This is a genomic window from Alteromonas sp. 5NW40-0090 (genome assembly GCF_057552975.1).
The window spans coordinates 30,284-49,746 of sequence record NZ_BAAJLT010000016.1; the positions used below are offsets into that span (position 1 = coordinate 30,284).

The following is a 19,463-nucleotide window of genomic DNA, read 5'->3' on the forward strand; positions in this document are numbered from 1 at the left end:
TTATTTTTCTCCGTTTATGTCGTTTTTGTATTGGCACTTTGAATTGGAGGCAGTTTTCACTACTTCATCAGCTTGCTCATCCGATGCTTGTTTTGAAACGTCAGAGCTAGCCTGGCTTTTAGATAAACAAGACACTTCTGCGAGTGTTGAAAAGTGCGGAATTACTTTACTGGTCACGTGCTGTGCGCCAAGCATACCTCCAATGGTGTTCCAAGAACCATTAACGTTAATTAACCCGCGGTGATCCATTGTAGGCACTTCAGCATCTGTTTTTGATATAGCCCAGGTGCCTTCGGCAATATTGTAGGTCCAGATGGCGTCATCTGCAGTTGAAGGCTCGCCGTTATAGCCAATGCCATTGTAGTTGTACGGATTAGTCGAACCGCCCACAAAATAGATTTTACTGGTGGCTTCATCGCCCGCTGCGGCCATGCGATAGCGCGCAGTACCTGTTGGATGGTCAAGTGTACGCCAATCAATCTTGAAAGGATTTTCCTTGTCAATTTCACCTTTAAAGCAGGCTGTTTCTGGCGCGAAGCTGCGGCGTTTATCACTGTGCGGTGTTACAGAAACGCCGTCACAAATTATCATAGTGCTGTTAACGATGCCGCCAGCTTGTCCGAATACCGGACTGCCAAGAAAAGGGCTGGCCTGTTGCCATTGGCCGGTTTGCGTATCGTAAACCTGCACAAGGTTTACGTTCCCATCGTTGTGCCAGCCAGAAATTAAGTACACGTAACGGTCTTGGTAAACTAAAGCAGTTGCATCATCAACAGGCACGGGCATAGGTGCCAATAGGGTATATTTCCCCGTCGCAGGAGCGTATTTATAAACATCTGGCGTACTAATTTCATTGTGATCTTCATCCACCGTGTAACCGCCAAAAATATAAACGCTGTCATTAAGGCCCACTGCTACGGAAGCCAAACGACCTTTTAGTGCAAGGCTCGATGGAACTGGGGGAAGAGCTTGCCACTGCAAAGGTTTATCGGTGTTGTTAATCACAAGCTGCCAAGCACGGTTGTGTACGTCTTTATGGGTTTTGCCTTTGCCCAGTCCCATAAAACTAAATACATATTGTGTGTCTTCTATGGTGACAGAAGCTACGGCATTGTTTGAAACTGGCTCTGGTAGCGCGGGGAGGGCGATAGGCGCAGCTGTTGCTGAGACAGTCGCTTCAAAAGCAATGATTAAGGCAGCCACCATGAAAGAAAGTCGGGGTGCCGCACTTTGGAATATACGTAGAGCAAGGGGGCTTAGCTTTTTTAATAACACAGCAATCTTCAGGTTTATCTAAATTTCAAACGTTTGGCCGCGTATTCTACCTGTCACCTTTTTGTTTTTCCGCAAAAGTTTGTACCTGCTTAAAACTCTTATTTTTTTATTGCTTCTGCAAATAACAATCTATCAGTAAAAACAATACGTTTATTTAATTGTTTTTGTAAATAATTTGTTAAGTTGGGCTGTAAGTCGTTTAAAGATAGTTCAGGGAGAAGATATGGCAGGCGTTTTTCACCAATGTGGTCAAAGCATTAGCAAACGCACTAGAGACGAAATGGATGATCGTGCACGTATCATCGCACGTGCACTTGCTGAGCAAGGTGTGTGCGATAACGATGTGGTCGCTATTCTTATGCGAAACCATGTCGATATATTCGAAATAGTAGAGGCATGCCGATATGTGGGTTCGCGCTATGTTCTGCTTAATTGGCACAGCCCTGTTGCCGAACTTCTGCCTATTTTAGACGACTGCAGCGCTAAGGTGTTGTTCGCTCATCGCGACTTATTAAAGGGGGAGAATGACCGCCAAACGTTGTCACGCGTTCCCACTTTGTCAATGATATACACGATTAAAACGCCGGAAAGCATTTTAGAGCGCTATCATCTTACAGGTGATTCTGAACTGGCTACGGAACCGAAAACCGGGGAGCAGTATCAGTGCCTTGATACGCTATTAGCAGCCCCAAACGCAAAGCGCCACAATGAACCGCCTAAGCGCTTTAAGGGCATGTTTCCCTACACATCTGGCAGCACTGGAAAGCCTAAAGGTATTAAACGAGATGTAGACCTAACGCGGCCAGACCCTTATTTGATATTTAAGGGGCTGTCTGAAGCGTTAATGCAGCTATCAATAGGTGACCGCTTTTTCGTCTCGGCACCACTTTATCACAGTGCACCACATGCGCTTACGCTCTGCTGTTTAGCAGCGGGTAATATTGATGTATACATTGAGCCTCAATTCGACCCCGAACGCTTTTTACAAGACATAGAGCGGTTTAAACTGACTCACGCCTATATTGTTCCTACCATGATGGTGAGGCTACTTAAACTGCCCGAGTCGATAAGAAGCAAATACGACACTTCAAGTTTGCGTTTTGCTTTATCAACCGGGTCCGCACTGCCAAGCGATGTGAAAGAAGCAATGATTAACTGGTTTGGTCCAATTTTCTATGAATCTTATGGTGCTAGTGAATTAGGCTTTATGACCCTAATTTCATCTCAAGAAGCATTAGAGAAGCCAAATTCTGTGGGTAAGCCCATTCCCGGTGCCGCGATTAAAATACTGAGCGACGATAAAGAGGAATGCGAAGCAGGTGATGTTGGCGTTATATATGCGCACCTTTCCATGTTCGCGCCATTTAAATATACCAATACTACGGGCACGCAAAGCGACTTACATGTTGGTGAATTCACGACATTAGGTGATATGGGTTATGTGGACGATGATGGCTACTTATATATTTGCGATAGAAAAAAAGACATGATCATCTCAGGTGGCGCCAATATATTTCCTGCTGAAATAGAAAGCGTCATCATCGAAATGCCTGAGGTTGCAGACTGCGCGGTATTCGGTGTGCCTGATGCTGAGTATGGCGAGAAAGTTGTGGTGGCTGTTCAATGCTCACGCGGCAACGCGCTGTCGATTGATGCGCTACACGGGTATTTAGATGGCAAACTGGCGCGGTTCAAGTGGCCTAAAATGTTGCAAATACTCGCTGCGCTGCCCAGAGAAGATACGGGTAAAATATTTAAGAACAAACTTAGAGCCCAATTTGTTCAATAAAAGAAACCGCTAAAGCTATTTTGAAGGTTTTATGAAGGTATAAATTAACGCTGGTCATGACCCTGTGCATTCGTGCTACATTGGAGATATTCTGAACAAGAAAGCTTAGACGAAGACGGCAAAAACGAAAAAGAAGGGAAGTGGGAAACTACCTGTTTATACACAGAAGCCCAGAATTGAAACAGGTACTGCAACGCTGAAGTTTAGCTAATTTGAGTATGGCTATTGGCAGAGCAGACCACTTTACCATTCAAAATCGTTACCATAAGCCGCAACAACGCAAAGGGTAAACTATGAGAAGAGCAGTTATCACCGGTCTTGGTATCGTATCAAGCATCGGCGTAAATAAAGAAGACGTACTTGCTTCACTTAAAGCGGGTAAGTCTGGAATTACATTTTCAGAACAGTTCGCCGAAATGGGCCTTCGCAGCCAAGTTTGGGGCAACATCGACATCGATTTGAAAGACCATATTGACCGTAAAGCTATGCGTTTTATGGGCGATGCGGCAGGCTACGCATACGTGGCGATGCAACAAGCCATTGCAGACTCTGGTTTAGAAGAAAGCGACATTTCAAACGAGCGCACAGGTATTATTGCTGGCTCAGGTGGCGCGTCTTCTGAAAACCAAGTGCTTTCTGCTGATATTCTTCGCGAAAAAGGCGTTAAGCGTGTTGGTCCATACATGGTTCCCCGCTGTATGGCTTCTACGGTATCGGCTTGCTTAGCAACACCGTTTAAAATTCGTGGCGTGAACTATTCAATTGCCTCTGCGTGTGCAACTAGTGCCCACTGTATTGGTAATGCGCTAGAGCTTATTCAACTAGGTAAGCAAGACGTAGTATTCGCAGGTGGCGGTGAAGAGCTACATTGGTCACTATCAAGCCAGTTTGACGCTATGGGCGCACTAAGCTCTAAATATAACGACAATCCTGCCGTTGCATCACGTACTTATGACGCAGCACGCGACGGCTTTGTAAGTTCTGGCGGCGGCGGTATGGTTGTTGTTGAAGAACTTGAGCACGCGCTTGCACGCGGCGCAAAAATCTACGGCGAAGTAGTAGGTTACGGCGCTACATCAGACGGTTTCGACATGGTTGCACCGTCGGGTGAAGGCGCAATTCGCTGTATGAAAATGGCGATGCAAAATATTGATGCGCCTATCGATTACTTAAATACTCACGGTACATCAACGCCAGTAGGTGACGTGAAAGAACTTGCCGCTATTCAAGAAGTGTTTGGCCAAGCGGGCGTACCTATTAGTGCAACTAAGTCACTGACAGGTCACGCACTAGGTGCAGCGGGTGTAAACGAAGCTATCTATAGCTTGTTGATGATGGAGAATAACTTTATTGCGCCATCAATTAACATCGACACGCTAGACGACGCGGCACAAGGGCTAGATATTGTTACCCAAGCACGTGAAGCAACGTTAAACACAATTATGTCTAACAGCTTTGGTTTCGGCGGCACTAACGCAACGCTGGTTATGCAGCGTTATAACGGTTAATTAAAACCGCTTGAACCAGTAAGCTTTTTTAGCTTCAGTTAAGAAGTTTCAAAGAAGACAAAAGGGCGTAAACCTGAGCACCGTGGGTGCTTGTGTTTACGCCCTTTTTGGTTGCTGTTATTTTAAATAAAACCTGTGTTTTCAGAAGCGGCCGCTTAAGCGATTGTAATTGTGTGCTTTGTCCGTGAAGCAAAATGTCAAATTTTTATTAAGCGCAGTGTTTCGAGTGACGCTAAATTTGTCGTATAACTAAGTGCTCTGAGTCATCGGTTAAACCTAACTTTCATTACTTAATTGGCAATCTTTGTCAATGTTTGCCATAATTTTAGGGTGGTGAACATTCGGAAATAGACAATGGCAACTTTAAATGTGTCGCTTCCTGACGAAATGCGTACGTGGATTGATGAACAAGTAAAAACTGGCAAATTTGCTAATGCTAGTGATTATATTCGCGATTTAGTGCGTCGCAATCAGAGTGAGCGAGAGGCAATTAGCTTAGCTCTCATAGAAGGTGAATTGAGTGGGAAAAGTGATAAGAATGTTTTAGATATTATTCAAGCTAAGAAAACTCGAGCCTCAGAATGAATAAATATACCCTCTCTAATAAAGCAGAGGAAGATATCTCCGGGATTTACGATTATTCAGCCAATATTCATGGCGTAACTCAAGCTGAAGCCTATCTTGTTGCCCTACACGAAGCTCTAGTTATTCTGGCGGAAAACCCTAGTATCGGTACTTCAGCTGAGGATATCAGAAAGACTTACTTTCAACTGCCAGTTCATAGGCATATGGTCTTCTATAAAAAAGTCGATGACGGCATTTTCGTCATTAGGGTACTTCATCAACAGATGAAATACTCTATACATCTATGCGATTGAAATATAAAGGGAAGGCCCAGTAATGTGGCGAAAGTGCCAAGTCAAATAAACTGATAACGACTAAACAAGGTATCTGGCTCGGGAATAGTGATTTTCCCGTAATGCCGCTTTACCAAACCTTCTTGTTGAAGTTCACCTAATAACTGGTTCACCGTTTGCCTACTGCTATTTATCATTTGCGCTAAAGATTCTTGCGAAAGGGTAAGTGTAATCGCGTTATGTTTGGGCAAATGCTGACCGTAACTGGTGGTAAGCATCAAAAGCCGTTTTACAAGCTGGTGCTTAAGGCTAAGACCCGCACTTGAGTCAATAAACTGAAACGCGCTGCGCACTCGCGTGCATAAAAGGCGAGTGAAATGCGGGTAGAGTTCAGGATATTGCTCAAGCAGTGCTTTAAACGCGTTTTTTTGAATAATCGCCACCGTGCAATTTGTCTCGCAGAAGTTGTCGTGAGTACGAGGGAGGTCGTCAAACATCGATATCTCACCAAACCAGGTTCCGGGCCCGAGTAACGCAAATAGCATTTCGCGACCATCTACGCCCACAGTGACAACTCTTAAACGGCCTTCGCATACCCCATAAAAACCGACGCCGTCTTCACCTTTTGCATGCAGTTGCTGCCCTGCTTTTAGGTGTTTTAGGCGCATCTTGTCGAACATGGCTTCCTGCAAATAGGGTGGAAGCGCGCTAAACCAAGTAGAGCTAGCGAGAACAGGTTTAAATTTTTCCATTTAACAAATTTCTTACAATGTCGTATATCCGACAGTGTATAGCAATTACTGCGCGTAATGTAGGCGGTAAGAGAAAGTAAGTGGAAGTTTCATTGAAACGTTCAAGGTATCGAGCCTTCCACCTAGGGCTCCCGCCTCAAATGAAATTAATTTGTACGTTAAAAGAGTAAAACTATGACAGATCCAGTAAAGTCGAAAGTTAGCAGTGAAGAATGGCAAACCCGTGTTGATCTAGCCGCATGCTACCGCGCAGTTGCTATGTATGGTTGGGACGACCTTATTTTTACTCACATTTCTGCCCGTGTTCCTGGACCTGACCATCATTTCTTGATCAATCCCTACGGTTTAATGTTTGATGAAGTTACTGCATCAAGCTTGGTTAAAGTTGATCTTCACGGTAACAAGGTAATGGAAAGTGAGTACGACATTAACCCAGCAGGGTTTACTATTCATAGCGCTGTTCATGAGGCTAGAGACGATGCAAAATGTGTCTTGCATTTGCACACAGCAGAAGGTGTGGCGGTATCCATTTTAGAAGAAGGGCTGCAGCCTTACTCGCAACAGTCGCTTTTTCCGCTGGCGTCGCTTTCCTATCATGCCTACGAAGGCGTGGCCCTAAACCCAGAGGAAAAAGCACGTTTGGTTCGCGACCTTGGCGATACCCAATTTATGATTTTGCGCAATCACGGGCTTTTAACCTGTGCAGACAATATTCCCGATGCATTCTTGTTTATGTTTATTATGCAGCGCGCCTGTGAAATTCAGTTAAAAGCGCAGGCCACAGGCAAACCGCTTATTCCAATTCACTCGGCAATTCTAGATGGCATTCGTACACAGGCCGATCAAGTCACCCGGCAGGCTGGTGGCTCGTTAGCGTGGCCGGGTATTAAACGACGCATTGAACGCCGCTTCCCTGGATACGATAAGTAATTATTTAAAGTTATCGTTATTTAATACTACGATCGCAAAGGGTGAGGTGGACAAAAAACGCGAGCTAAAGCGCTTTGCTTTAAGCGTTCCCGTTTTAAAAGATTGTATGAACTTCGGCCGTCTCTTTAATGTTGCGGCCAAACGTGCATCAAAATGTCGTAAATTAAACGAATCACCGATAAGATAAATCAAGGGCGCTGGGTTACTAAAAGCCTAAGTTAAGGTACACTTAGCGCCATGAAAATACTTCTTGAAGACACCATTCCGTTTGGCACCGATTACCTTAATAGCGTAGGTGAGGTTGAAATCTATGCATGGCAATCTCTTGTGCCTGAAATGCTGCGCGATGTAGATATTCTTGCGTTGCGTTCTACCACCAAGGTTACCCCTGAACTGCTGACCAGCGCTAACAAGCTTAAGTTTGTTACTACCGCAACGGCGGGAACTAATCATCTAGATAAAACATATTTGGATAGCGTAGGTATTATGCATAGCAGTGCGGCAGGCTGTAATGCCGTTGCGGTTGCCGAGTACGTGTTAAGTGTTTTGCTGCACGCGCAAAAAGCCCAAAAGCTCGATTTATATAATGCGACAGTGGGAATAGTAGGTGCTGGTAATGTGGGAACTGCATTATCAAGAATTTTAACGGCAATTGGCGTTAAACACTGTCTGTATGACCCACCGCTACAGCAAGCGCTAGCAAAATCTGGTAAAAAGGAGCATAACGGTCAGTCATTTGTAGACTTAGCGCAAATAGCAAAGTGCGATGCTATCTCGCTTCACGTGCCTTTTATTAAAGGCGGCGAATATCCTACATATCAGATGATAGACGAAGCGTTTCTGGAAAGATTAACGTCAAACCAGCTGCTTATCAATGCATGCCGGGGTGAGGTTATTGATGAAGTGGCACTACTTAGTGTACTTCAAGGGGAAAAATCGCCAACGGTGGTACTCGACGTATTCGATAATGAACCTGCTATAAATACAGCATTATTTGACTACGTTTGGTTCGTTACACCACATATTGCGGGGCATTCTGTAGAAGGCAAAGTGCGCGGTACGCAAATGATCTACGAGCAAATTTGTGACGTAGTGGGCAAAGCCCCAGACAAAGTGCTTAGCGACTTTCTAGAGAAAACCAACCCAATCAAAGTTGCGTTAAATTCGCCTGAGGCGTCGCGGTTGTCGGTTGAGGATCTCATTGCCGTATTCCACAATGTGTATGATGTAGCTATTGACGATGAGATAACGCGAAACGCGTTTGCGTCAGGCTATAATGAAACGCCAGAGACACACATTGCAAATACGTTCTCTACATTGCGCAAGCAATACAGAGTGCGTCGCGAGTGCAGCGCCTATGCGTTACACTTGCCAAAAAACACCAGTAAGCAAATCCAAGACACATTCACCAAACTGGGCTTTCACGTAAGTCTGGTTTAGTTATTTTAATATTAGGAGCATAAAGCATTATGTCGCAAGCGTTTGACGTAGCGGTACTTGGCGCCACAGGTCTAGTGGGCCAAACCATGATTGAACTATTAGAAGAGCGAGACTTTCCGGTAAACCGTTTGTATCCGCTTGCCAGTAAACGTTCAGCAGGTAGTACCGTGTCGTTTAAAGGCGAAGACATTGAAGTATTAGATGCTGATGATTTCGACTGGTCATTAGTGCAATTTGGCTTTTTCTCAGCTGGAGGCAGCATTTCTGCAAAATTTGCTCCGATAGCGGCAGAGGAAGGCTGTATTGTTATCGACAATACTTCAGAGTTTCGTTACGAGCCAGATATCCCACTTGTGGTGCCAGAAGTTAACGCCCATGCACTGGCAGAATTTCGCAATAGAAACATTATTGCGAACCCAAATTGCTCAACCATTCAAATGTTGGTTGCACTTAAACCTATTCAAGACGCTGTTGGTATTGACCGTATTAACGTGTGCACATACCAGTCAGTTTCTGGTGCAGGTAAAGAAGCCATGGAAGAACTGGCTAAACAAACCGCAGGTTTGCTAAACGCACGTGAAGTAAAGCCAGAGTCGTTTAGTCGCCAAATTGCCTTTAATGTCATACCTCAAATCGACGTATTCCAAGACAACGACTACACCAAAGAAGAAATGAAAATGCTGTGGGAAACCCAAAAAATCATGGGCGATCAAAGTATTTTGGTAAACGCGACGGCTGTGCGCGTGCCGGTTTTCTACGGACATGCTGAGGCCATTCACCTTGAAACGCGCTCGCCAATAGATGCGCAGCATGTTAAAGAGCTTTTAGCCGATGCGCCAGGCGTAACAGTTTACGACGGCAATGAGCAATTCCCAACGCAAGTAAGCAATGCTAGCGGCAACGACATTGTGCATGTAGGGCGTATCAGGAATGATATTACTCACCCTTGTGGTTTAAATTTGTGGGTGGTGTCAGACAACATTCGCAAAGGTGCAGCGACAAACAGCATTCAAATTGCTGAGACACTTATTCGCGACTACTTATAAGTATTCTACAGAGACACAGCCTCTGATTAATCGGATAAGCACAGGAAAAGGTAAACATTTTTCCGTGCTTGCCGATACGCAATGAAAGGGCAATATCTGCTGCAATTGAAAAAAGTATTTAATGCAATGAAGCGGCGGTATCCAATGAAATAGAAAGACAGTGCTTGATACTACTTTCGACGGCTTTTAGTGAAAATTTGAGCATTAGAGTGCTCCAATACTACTGTCTAACTAGATCACCCTTAATAACTGGTTTATAGTTTGTAAAGTTAGGAATAGAACAACGTTAAAAACAATACTCAGTCAGACACTTAGGCGAAGGGTAAGAACTCTAAAAAGCGCAAATAAATCTTACTGCTAAGTTCATAAAGACTGTAAAACGCTAGCTTGATTATTAATGGTTTCAAGGTGGCTTAAGAATAAAAATAAAAGCCAATATTTTCTTCCGTACTGATTGGCTAGAAAATCCGCCCATACGTCTCGGGTGGTAAAGACGCTTGAGGGCATATAGGACTGCTATGAAATTGCATTTGACGGGCTTACTTTTACTAACACTTTGTTTGTCTGGCCCTATTATTACTGTTGATGCACAAGAACGCGCTACCTTCTTAAAAGGTCCCAAAGACGCAACTGACCAGTATTCAGGCCTAGAATATGGCCCTATCGACGCCAACGATACCCTATGGCGTATTGCTGAGCGCTATCGCCAAAATAATAACCTGAGCGTATATCAGGTTATGACCGCCATTTACGAGCTCAATCCAAACGCCTTTGAAAACGGCAATTTAAATCTATTAGTTGATGGTGCGGTATTAAAGCTACCATCAGAGCGCTATATCGCCAGAATTGATAAGCAAAAAGCCCAGATGCGCGCTGAGCAGGATGATAGAGCATTTGCTGAAATGCTTAATAAACCTGGCAGTAGCGTAAGAAATATCAAGCCTGCGTCGCCTTTAGTCAATCAACAAGACTTAACGCAAACCCAAACTGATATTGAGCAGAAAATCACTCGCTTAGATCAGGAGCAAACCCGACAATTTGACGAGCTGCGTATGCAATTTGCAGCCTCACTGGAAAATGTTGAAGCTATTCTTAACGAAAACAGACGCTTGTACGAGCGTGTTGAGGCCGTTAATGGCGAGCTAGAAACCTTGCGTGGGCAAGTGGAAGGTGATGTTAAGAGCCAACTAGATATGCAAGTGGCGCTTCAGCAAGAATTGCTCGACATGATCAAGGCCGAGCAAGCGCAGCGCGAAGCAGAAAAGCAGTCTTCTTTTTTAAGCGCACTTACCAGCCCACTCAGTCTAATCATAGGCTCTGCAATTCTTTCGCTATTGTTAGTAGGTGGCCTTATCCTGTGGCTGCTAAAACGTAATAGTAAGCCTGAAGAAGCGCCTGCGGCTGGACCTACGATTACAGCCGATAACGATGAAGTGCCGGTACCTGACTCTGACATAGGCGATCTTTCAAGTGCACTGGCCCCTGACTTTGACGATAAAGCAGAGTTGTCAGATGATGACTTGTTCAATGACGACGACCTACTTGATGACGTACTTACCTCAGATTTAGAAGAAAGCCTAGATGACGAACTAGAAACCTTCGCCGACCTTGAAGACGACATGTTGGTGCCAGACGATGGCAGTGATGACTTGTTTGAAGCTGGCGATGATGAGCTTGATCAAAGTGAACTAGATAGTCTGTTTGATGACGATGACCTGTCAGATAAAGTATTAAACGAAAACGACGCAGACGACCTTGAAGGCTTTGACCTGTCAGGGGATGAAGACATCTTTGATGAAGATAGTGTTCAAGACGCTGCGGATACTGATGCGGCTGTGTCTTCGGATGACGATGATTTTGACATAGATGACTTGCTCGATGATGTTCAAAGCCAAGATACATTAGAGCCTGAAAGTGACCAACTAGATGAGTCGGGCGATGTAGATCCTGACGATATTCTTGCTGAGGTAAACGGAACTGCGGAATCTGACAATGTCGATGAAGACGATATTGATGCGTTGCTAGCCAGCTCGGTAGACAGTTTATCTGAAGGTGACGAAGAGACAGAAAGTGTTTCATCTTTGCCAACGGTAGAGGATGAAGACGATAAGCCTGAGATCAGCATTGATGATTTACTTGAAGAGCATGGCGTTGATGCGGGCCTTACTGATGAGCTAGACAGCAATGACGACCTTATCAATGAGGATATGCTGAGCAAGCTTGACGACGAGATAAATCAGCAAAATAGAGAAATTGATAAAATCACCGACGATTTGCTAAATGAGATTGAGCAAATTGAAATGATGGGTGGTTTAGGTGAAGAAGATGACGATGACCTTGAAGAAGAGATAACAACCTCTTCGCCGTCTCCTTCTCCTCAGTCTATTCAAAGTCTTGATGCCCTTACTGATGATTTAGATGAGATCATCACCGACGAGATAGAAACGGATGCAGATTTTAGTGATCCTCTTTCTGACGAGCTTATCGCAGAGCTACAGGCGGAAGACGGCCTTGGTGAAGAGCCTTCAGCGGATCAAGCACATATAGAGGGTGAAGACGATTCAGCTGATGAAAGCGCGTCTGGCGAGTTGCCTCTTCAAACCGACGATGAAGGTGATTTCGACGACCCGTTTACCGACGAACTACTCGCAGAACTTGAAGCAGAGTTGGAAGGTGAGCCTGATGTTAGTCCAGAACCTCACGATGAAGACGTAGACCTTCAAACGCCTGAAAACGATGAGGAAGCTGAAAGCGAAGATGATTTTAGCGACCCGCTAACCGACGAATTGCTTGCTGAACTTGAAGCTGAAGAATCTAAAAGTAGTGAAGATGTAGACTTGCTGACAGACGAGTTACTTTCTGAGCTTGAGTCTGAAATAGAACCTGAAGGTGAAGCAGACGCAGAGTTCGAACAGGAAGCCGAGGCTGAGTCAGAACCAGAAACGAAAGCTGAAGTTGAGCCGGGGGCTGAGCCAGAGTTTGGTACCGAAGTTGAGTCACAACAAGACACTGAGATTGAGCCTGAACTAGAGGCGGAACTTGAGTCTGAGCCAGAGCCAGAGCTAGAATTTGAAGCTGAGCCTGAGCCTGAGCTTGAATCTGAATTAGAACAGGATATCGATTCTGAAACAGAACAAGGCCAGGAACCAGAAGAAAAAGTTGAACCTGAAACTGAAGCTGAACCTGAAGCCGACTTGGAAGATGAAGTAGAGCCAGAGGCGGAAGCCGAAGGTGAACCAGAGTTTGGCACTGAAGTAGATGCAGAACAAGACACTGAGATTGAGCCTGAATTAGAGGCGGAACTTGAATCTGAGCCAGAGCCAGAATCAGAGCTAGAATTCGAAGCTGAGCCTGAAGCCGACTCGGAAGATGAAGTAGAGCTAGAAACGGAAGCCGAGGCAGGACTACAGCCAGAAACAGACGTAGAGCCAGATCTCGAAGCTGTCGATGAAGACGCTGAAGAAAAGGCAGGGCAAACGTCAGACGATCCACTAGATGACGCTATAGAAGCGTTTGAAAGACAGATGATGGATGATATTCCTTCGTTCAGTCAGATGGATACAGAAGAGCCATTAGCGCAGGAAGAACCCTCAGCACAGGAAGAACCTTTAGCGGGAGAAGAGCCATCAGCGCCAGCTGAAGATGCTTCAGCAGAAGACAGTGATGAATACGACGACAGCCTGTTAAACGCTGCGTACGACGAAGTAGAAAGCTTTGAATTAGAACAAGAAATTGACGGTGTAGTAGACGGTGAAGATGACGAAATATCATCAGAATCTAGTGCTGCTGACGAATCGAGTTCACCTGAAGAAACTGATTTAAACCAAAGCGATTCAGATAAGAACAGCGAAGAAGACTTTAACGAACTTGACGATGTTCCTGGCCTTGATGATTGGCTGTCTGCTTCCGATGACGACGATCATGTTGACGACAACGAGATTCTTGACGATCTTGACAGTGCGGAATTCGATGAGCTCCTTCAAAGTCTCGAGTCAGACGCTATTGTCGATACAGGTGATGTCGACACCAATGACATTGAAAATGATGACGACGGCCAGGAGCCAGAAGCATCTTCATCAGAGGGTGAAGAAGATACTTTCGAACTTGAACACGAAGATGATGAAGCCACATTCGAGTTAGAAGAGAGTGACGACAACCTTGGATTCAACGACAGCGATGATACGTTTAAACTAGATGAAGAAGATGAATCTTTTGAGCTAGACGAAGACGGTACTTTTGAGTCAGAGCAAGAAGACGACGAAGATACTTTCGCCCTTGAAGAAGATGACTCGGAAATAGAATTAGACGACCCTGAAATTCCAGATGATGTGGAATTGGATATTGCCACTCCAACTGAAATTGAAGAGGACGAACAAAGTGCTCAACAAAATGATACTGACCAGGCACAAGAGGACGATCTTAAGCTTGATAATCCTGATTTAGACCTTGCTGCCTTACTTAGTGATGTCGATGGCGAAAGTGACGTGCAAACGGCACCAGAAGACTTCCTTGATGTGGAGGCTTTAATGGACGATGGCGATGATGCAGATGCTATTGACCCGGATAGCCAAGCGCTAGATCTTGATGTGAGTTTATCTGACTTCACAGGCGTATCTGATGAAGATACGGTAATTGATATAGATAAAGACGCAGGGCAAAACGCTAACTTAGATTTGGCTCGTGCCTATATTGAAATGGATGATGCAGATGCCGCAAAAGAGTTGCTTGAAGAAGTAATGAAAGAAGGTAGCGAAGAGCAAAAGCAGGAAGCCGCGTCGATATTAGCGAATATTGCTTAAGTAGTCGGCTCTGATGCGCATGACTGCGCTATCGTTTGACATATTTAACGGCCAGTATATTTCTAAGATATGCAGGCCGTTTTTGTTTTAGGTGATGAACATTTATATTCTATGACCTAAAAGAGTTTTGCGTATTAGCGGCATTGCATGTTGCAAGCGACATGACTACACTTAGCGCCTTTTCAGATACGGGGTAATACAGATATGGGGCGAATTGCCTTAGGGATTGAATACGACGGTGCAGCTGTATACGGATGGCAACGCCAGCGTGAAGTACCAAGTGTTCAAGAACATCTTGAAAAGGCACTATCGACAGTAGCCAACGAACCCATTGAAGTGCAATGCGCTGGGCGTACCGATGCTGGTGTACATGCTACTGGGCAGGTGGTTCACTTTAACTGTGATGCACCACGCTCAGAGCGCGCTTGGACACTCGGCGTAAATGCTAATCTGCCTAACTCTGTTGCTGTTACTTGGGCAAAGAACGTCAGCGATGACTTTCATGCACGTTTTTCTGCTACCCATCGCCGCTATCGTTATGTTATTCATAATGCGAAAATGCGTCCTGCTATTCTCAATTCCGGGGTTACCCATATTCACCGCGAATTAGACGAGAAAAAAATGCATGTCGCCGCACAAGCATTGTTAGGCGAACAAGATTTTACCTCGTTCCGCGCAGCGCTTTGCCAAAGTAAAACGCCATTTCGCAACGTTACTGACGTAAGCGTATATCGCCAAGGGCGATACGTTATTATCGATATTCGCGCTAACGCTTTCTTGCATCATATGGTTCGCAACATCACAGGCGCGCTTGTTGAGATTGGAGCAGGGGAGCAAGATGTAAATTGGATAGGTCATTTGTTAAGCTTAAAAGATAGAAGTAAATCTGCAGCCACGGCGAAGCCAAATGGTTTGTACCTGGTAGACGTAACTTACCCTGAAGAGCATAACCTGCCTAAAGGGCCTTTGGGGCCGTTGTTTTTGCCAGATCGCACATAGCACTGTCGATGCATACAAGGAAGTAGTGTGACCACGTTTCAATTTTTATCAATAACTTTTAGTTTGTTACTGTGTTTAACGGCATTAGCGTGTGGTGCCGATACAAAAGATAAAACCCCTAAGGTACGTTTCGCGGTTAACACACCAGGCGCTGCTCCTTATTTATATTATGATGAGAACTCAAAACGCTATGAAGGCATAGTCGTTGATTTTTTCAATTCAGATGAGCTAACGAATCAGTTTCGTATTGTTTATTTAGATTCGAATCGTGCTAGAAGCGAAGATTTGCTAAGGTCGTCATCGATAGATTTGTTTTTATCTTCTGAAAGTTGGATAAGTAAACCGAACGACTTTTTGTTTAGCGAAGAGTTGATAAAGCACGACAGCTATATCTACTCAACTTCAAGTTTTGAAGGTCCATTTGTACCCGAGGAAAACTTATCCTCTAGCATTTGTACTAGATACGGTTTTACTTATCCCGTTCTACAGCCGTTTTTTGAGAGAAAAGAAAATAATATTCAGAGGGTTGACTCAAGTAGCCAATTTACAATGGCTATGATGATGTCAAAAGGGCGCTGTGACTTTGCGATAATGAATGAACATAATGCGCGTGCTGTTATGTTTAACAAGACATTTTGTTCTTCAGAATTCTATCAGTCACCTAATGTTGTTAATCGGGCTCGGTTAGTGTTTGTTATACGTTCTGATTTAAACACCATCAAAAATAAAATAGATAGTGCACTAAAGCATTTTGTCGAGAGCGGACAAAGGCAATTATCGCTAGAACGTCACTCAGGCGTTAACCAGTATCCAAAAGTTAAATGTCAAGGTGCTCGGTGAAACCAGCTCTCTACAAAATCTCACCAGTAGTAACTTAAGTAAAAGCTAACTACGGTTGCACTACTAATGTGGATTGCCAACTTCTAAGACCAGTTTTGTTTTTTCCATTTCGTTGTATTGTGGTCTAATAGCGCGCTATATTAGGTAGCTGTTCTATTGTGTTACGTATTTTCTCTTTGTAATACAGTATGAAACTTAAAAAAATTAATGTGTTGTTGACCACAAGTATGAACAAACATCAATCGTCAAGGTCGGCAAACAACAAACAAAGGATTCAATTTCCATGAGCTGGATTCAAAAAATTCTTCCTCGCACGCAAACATCAACCAAAGGTAACGTACCAGAAGGTATCTGGACGAAGTGTGGTTCATGCCAAGCGGTGCTGTATAAGAGCGAACTGGAAAAACTTCAGGAAGTTTGCCCTAAATGCGACCATCACATGCGTATTACGGCACGTCGCCGTATCGACGCGTTCTTAGACGAAGGTGATCGCGTTGAGTTAGGTGCAGAACACGAGCCGCAAGACGTACTTAAATTCAAAGACTCTAAGCGTTATAAAGATCGCATTGTTGCTGCACAAAAGGCAACGAACGAGAAAGACGCGCTAGTGGTAATGCAGGGCAAGCTAAAAGGTATGCCGGTAGTGGTTGCGTGTTTTGAGTTTGCGTTTATGGGCGGCTCAATGGCATCGGTAGTCGGTGCTCGCTTCGTTGCTGCTGTTAATGCATGCTTGGAAAACGATATGCCGCTTATTTGCTTTAGTGCTAGTGGTGGTGCGCGTATGCAAGAAGCATTGATGTCGCTAATGCAGATGGCTAAAACATCTGCAGCGCTTGCTAAAATGAGTAAAAAAGGCCTGCCTTATATCAGTGTACTTACAGACCCTACAATGGGTGGTGTATCTGCGAGTTTGGCAATGCTTGGTGACGTAAACGTAGCCGAGCCAAAAGCGCTTATCGGCTTTGCGGGTCCTCGCGTCATCGAACAAACAGTAAGAGAAAAGCTGCCTGAAGGTTTCCAGCGCAGTGAATTCCTTGTTGAGAAAGGTGCAATTGATATGATTGTTGACCGCAGAGATATGCGTGATAGATTACACAGCCTGTTGGTAAAGTTGCATTATAAGAATTAGTGAATAACGAAAACAATCTAAATACTGGCTCAGCGCCACACGCAGAAAACGCCTCAGCGTCTTCACCTTCGCAAAAAAGCCTGAGCCAGTGGTTATCCTACCTAGAATCTATTCATCCTAGCGCCATCGATATGGGGCTAGACAGAGTGAAAGCAGTGGCGAATGCCATGGCACTTTCACTTAGCCAGTCTTTGGTTATTACTGTTGCAGGCACTAACGGTAAAGGCACAACGTGTCGCTTACTCGAACAGGCCATGCTATCGCAAGGTAAAAGTGTTGCGGTATACAGTTCACCCCATTTAACCGACTATCGAGAACGCGTGCGTTACAACGGCGAATTGCCGCCTGCAAATGAATTTGTAAATGCATTCGATTTTGTTGAAAACGCGCGAAAGAGCACGGCTGGTGAACCCATTACCTTAACCTACTTTGAGTTCGGTACACTGGCTGCCATGAAAATGATGCAGTCATGGGCGGTTGATGTGGTCATTCTTGAAGTAGGCCTGGGTGGACGATTGGATGCCACCAACATTATTGATCCCGACCTTGCTGTTATTACAACTATCGATCTGGACCATCAAGATTGGCTTGGTAATACCCGCGAAAAAATTGCTCGGGAAAAAGCGGGCATTATGCGCAAAAACGGCAATGCCGTGGTTGGTGAGCTGTTTCCTCCATCATCGCTCTACGATGTGGCTAACGAGCTACAAGCTAACGTACGTTGGGCTACACAAGATTTCGAAACGGTAGTAGCAAGTGATTACAGTGAGTGGAGCTGGAAAGGAAAGAGCAATGGTTATACGTCGCTACCTTACCCTAAAATTCCACTTCAAAATGCAAGTACAGCGCTGGCTGCGTTGGAGCTGCTAGATTTGCTGCCCGAAGAAAGCGTGGTAAGAGATATTATTGAGAACACCACCATGCCCGGGCGCCAGCAGACTATTAGTGAATCGCCCCTAGTGGTTGTAGACGTTGCCCATAATCCACAGGCTACAACAGCTATGCAAGATTGGCTTAATCGGTATGATATAAGCCAAATGCGTATTGTGGTGGGCATGCTAAAAGATAAGTCTATTGCAGAGACCTTAGCGCCATTGGCGGCACTTAATGCCAAGTGGTACGTAGCGTCAACAAGTGGTCCTCGGGGCTGTGAGGCAGAGGTACTTGAAAATGCACTTGTTAATGCCGGCACAACCATAGAGAATATAGACACGTTTCAGGACGTGACCTCGGCATATCAGCGCGCGCTTGCAAATTATCAAACTGGTGAACTTATTCTCGTTTTTGGTTCTTTCGTTACTGTAGCAGACGTACTTGCTGAGCAAAACTAACACGCGCATTGTAGAGTAAAACCGTGTAATTAAGCAGGAGAGCACAGTGACATCGGCATTAAAGAATAGACTGGTGGGGACAATTATTGTTGTCGCCCTAGCGGTTATATTTTTACCAGACTTTCTTGATGGCAAAAAGCAAACAAACAGAGAACCCTTTGCCTCTGTTCCTGCTAATCCGCCTAAAAAGCCCATCGTAGAGCCTGAATCTTTTCCATCAGAGCGGGTAGCGAAAGCTGCTGTGCCAGCGGTTGAAATTGAAGATGAAACGGCATTAGATGATGCGCCAGTTTCTTCAGGCGCTGACGACAATGGTACTTCCAACGAAGCTTCTGTTGCAAAAGCGCCAGCGGTTAAAGCCTTTGAAGAAGAGGACAAGCTAGCGAGTCAAACGGTTGTAGACACAAAAAGTGATGCTGCCGACGATGATGCAGGTTGGGTTATTCAACTTGGTAGTTTCCGTCACGAGAAAAACGTGAAGGCACTGCTAGCTAAGCTAGAAAAGGCTGGATATCGCGCATTTAGTCGCAAAATTCAAACCAGCTCTGGCCCACTCAATAAAGTCTTTGTTGGCCCAGATTTAGACAAGAAAAAACTGGAATCGGCACTACCCCATTTAAAAGAGCTCACGAAACTTAAAGGTAAAGTGACCACGTTCAAAGTTGAGTAGGCCATATACATTTTATAATGAAACGCGTTTACTGAAAGGGGAGCAGGGATTGCATTACAGACTAGTAATATTTTTATCTTCTGTTAGAATGCGCGCCA

General features: G+C 44.7%; 15 protein-coding genes. 13 read left to right on the forward strand and 2 right to left on the reverse strand.

Annotation, left to right across the window (positions count from 1 at the left end; all coding sequences use genetic code 11):
- Entirely contained in the window at positions 1–1,275 is a 1,275-nt protein-coding gene (locus AC27KT_RS18280) for a Kelch repeat-containing protein (protein WP_487132296.1), read from the reverse strand.
- A gap of 223 nt (positions 1,276–1,498) precedes the next feature.
- Here AC27KT_RS18280 and AC27KT_RS18285 point away from each other — a divergent pair, with 223 nt between their 5' ends.
- From AC27KT_RS18285 to AC27KT_RS18300, 4 genes are all read left to right on the forward strand, one after another.
- The gene (locus AC27KT_RS18285) at positions 1,499–3,064 is read left to right on the forward strand and encodes an AMP-binding protein (RefSeq protein ID WP_487132298.1); all 1,566 of its coding nucleotides are present in this window, start codon (positions 1,499–1,501) and stop codon (positions 3,062–3,064) included.
- Positions 3,065–3,357: 293 nt separating this feature from the next.
- Positions 3,358–4,572 (forward strand): beta-ketoacyl-ACP synthase I, encoded by a 1,215-nt coding sequence (gene fabB, locus AC27KT_RS18290; RefSeq protein ID WP_014949953.1) that lies wholly within the window; start codon positions 3,358–3,360, stop codon positions 4,570–4,572.
- Positions 4,573–4,926: 354 nt separating this feature from the next.
- Entirely contained in the window at positions 4,927–5,157 is a 231-nt protein-coding gene (locus AC27KT_RS18295; RefSeq protein ID WP_012518842.1) for a type II toxin-antitoxin system ParD family antitoxin, read from the forward strand.
- The gene (locus AC27KT_RS18300) at positions 5,154–5,450 is read left to right on the forward strand and encodes a type II toxin-antitoxin system RelE/ParE family toxin (protein WP_198814999.1); all 297 of its coding nucleotides are present in this window, start codon (positions 5,154–5,156) and stop codon (positions 5,448–5,450) included. The genes AC27KT_RS18295 and AC27KT_RS18300 overlap by 4 nt, the downstream gene beginning before the upstream one ends.
- A 41-nt stretch (positions 5,451–5,491) precedes the next feature.
- Here AC27KT_RS18300 and AC27KT_RS18305 read toward each other — a convergent pair whose 3' ends face one another.
- Entirely contained in the window at positions 5,492–6,181 is a 690-nt protein-coding gene (locus tag AC27KT_RS18305; protein WP_069944556.1) for a Crp/Fnr family transcriptional regulator, read from the reverse strand.
- 174 nt (positions 6,182–6,355) lie between these two features.
- On the opposite strand from AC27KT_RS18305, the gene AC27KT_RS18310 reads away from it, so the two are divergent.
- From AC27KT_RS18310 to AC27KT_RS18350, 9 genes are all read left to right on the forward strand, one after another.
- On the forward strand, positions 6,356–7,111 hold the full coding sequence (locus AC27KT_RS18310) for a class II aldolase/adducin family protein (protein ID WP_487132302.1): 756 nt from the start codon (positions 6,356–6,358) through the stop codon (positions 7,109–7,111).
- Positions 7,112–7,348: 237 nt separating this feature from the next.
- The gene (locus AC27KT_RS18315; protein ID WP_487132304.1) at positions 7,349–8,551 is read left to right on the forward strand and encodes a 4-phosphoerythronate dehydrogenase; all 1,203 of its coding nucleotides are present in this window, start codon (positions 7,349–7,351) and stop codon (positions 8,549–8,551) included.
- Positions 8,552–8,580: 29 nt separating this feature from the next.
- Positions 8,581–9,597: an aspartate-semialdehyde dehydrogenase gene (locus tag AC27KT_RS18320; protein WP_487132306.1), complete on the forward strand. Its 1,017-nt coding sequence runs from the start codon at positions 8,581–8,583 to the stop codon at positions 9,595–9,597.
- 518 nt (positions 9,598–10,115) lie between these two features.
- Positions 10,116–14,396, forward strand: a complete 4,281-nt coding sequence (locus tag AC27KT_RS18325; RefSeq protein WP_487132308.1) for a FimV/HubP family polar landmark protein — start codon at positions 10,116–10,118, stop codon at positions 14,394–14,396.
- A 204-nt stretch (positions 14,397–14,600) separates the two neighbouring features.
- Positions 14,601–15,395: a tRNA pseudouridine(38-40) synthase TruA gene (gene truA / locus AC27KT_RS18330; RefSeq protein ID WP_487132310.1), complete on the forward strand. Its 795-nt coding sequence runs from the start codon at positions 14,601–14,603 to the stop codon at positions 15,393–15,395.
- A 27-nt stretch (positions 15,396–15,422) separates the two neighbouring features.
- Complete coding sequence (locus AC27KT_RS18335) at positions 15,423–16,235, forward strand: hypothetical protein (RefSeq protein WP_487132312.1); 813 nt, start codon at positions 15,423–15,425, stop codon at positions 16,233–16,235.
- A 283-nt stretch (positions 16,236–16,518) separates the two neighbouring features.
- Entirely contained in the window at positions 16,519–17,364 is an 846-nt protein-coding gene (gene accD / locus AC27KT_RS18340; protein ID WP_136782920.1) for an acetyl-CoA carboxylase, carboxyltransferase subunit beta, read from the forward strand.
- Positions 17,364–18,695, forward strand: coding sequence for a bifunctional tetrahydrofolate synthase/dihydrofolate synthase (gene folC / locus AC27KT_RS18345; protein ID WP_487132314.1), 1,332 nt, complete (start codon positions 17,364–17,366; stop codon positions 18,693–18,695). The genes accD and folC overlap by 1 nt, the downstream gene beginning before the upstream one ends.
- A 46-nt stretch (positions 18,696–18,741) precedes the next feature.
- The gene (locus tag AC27KT_RS18350; protein WP_487132316.1) at positions 18,742–19,365 is read left to right on the forward strand and encodes an SPOR domain-containing protein; all 624 of its coding nucleotides are present in this window, start codon (positions 18,742–18,744) and stop codon (positions 19,363–19,365) included.
- Positions 19,366–19,463: the final 98 nt, after the last annotated feature.

What these genes read in the sequence shown, in the direction of transcription:
- AC27KT_RS18310 (WP_487132302.1), top strand. Translation starts at nt 6,356, where the DNA reads ATGACAGATCCAGTAAAGTCGAAAGTTAGCAGTGAAGAATGGCAAACC.
- AC27KT_RS18320 (WP_487132306.1), top strand. Translation starts at nt 8,581, where the DNA reads ATGTCGCAAGCGTTTGACGTAGCGGTACTTGGCGCCACAGGTCTAGTG.
- accD (WP_136782920.1), top strand. Translation starts at nt 16,519, where the DNA reads ATGAGCTGGATTCAAAAAATTCTTCCTCGCACGCAAACATCAACCAAA.
- fabB (WP_014949953.1), top strand. Translation starts at nt 3,358, where the DNA reads ATGAGAAGAGCAGTTATCACCGGTCTTGGTATCGTATCAAGCATCGGC.
- AC27KT_RS18300 (WP_198814999.1), top strand. Translation starts at nt 5,154, where the DNA reads ATGAATAAATATACCCTCTCTAATAAAGCAGAGGAAGATATCTCCGGG.
- AC27KT_RS18295 (WP_012518842.1), top strand. Translation starts at nt 4,927, where the DNA reads ATGGCAACTTTAAATGTGTCGCTTCCTGACGAAATGCGTACGTGGATT.
- AC27KT_RS18325 (WP_487132308.1), top strand. Translation starts at nt 10,116, where the DNA reads ATGAAATTGCATTTGACGGGCTTACTTTTACTAACACTTTGTTTGTCT.
- AC27KT_RS18285 (WP_487132298.1), top strand. Translation starts at nt 1,499, where the DNA reads ATGGCAGGCGTTTTTCACCAATGTGGTCAAAGCATTAGCAAACGCACT.
- AC27KT_RS18315 (WP_487132304.1), top strand. Translation starts at nt 7,349, where the DNA reads ATGAAAATACTTCTTGAAGACACCATTCCGTTTGGCACCGATTACCTT.
- truA (WP_487132310.1), top strand. Translation starts at nt 14,601, where the DNA reads ATGGGGCGAATTGCCTTAGGGATTGAATACGACGGTGCAGCTGTATAC.
- AC27KT_RS18305 (WP_069944556.1), bottom strand. Translation starts at nt 6,181, where the DNA reads ATGGAAAAATTTAAACCTGTTCTCGCTAGCTCTACTTGGTTTAGCGCG.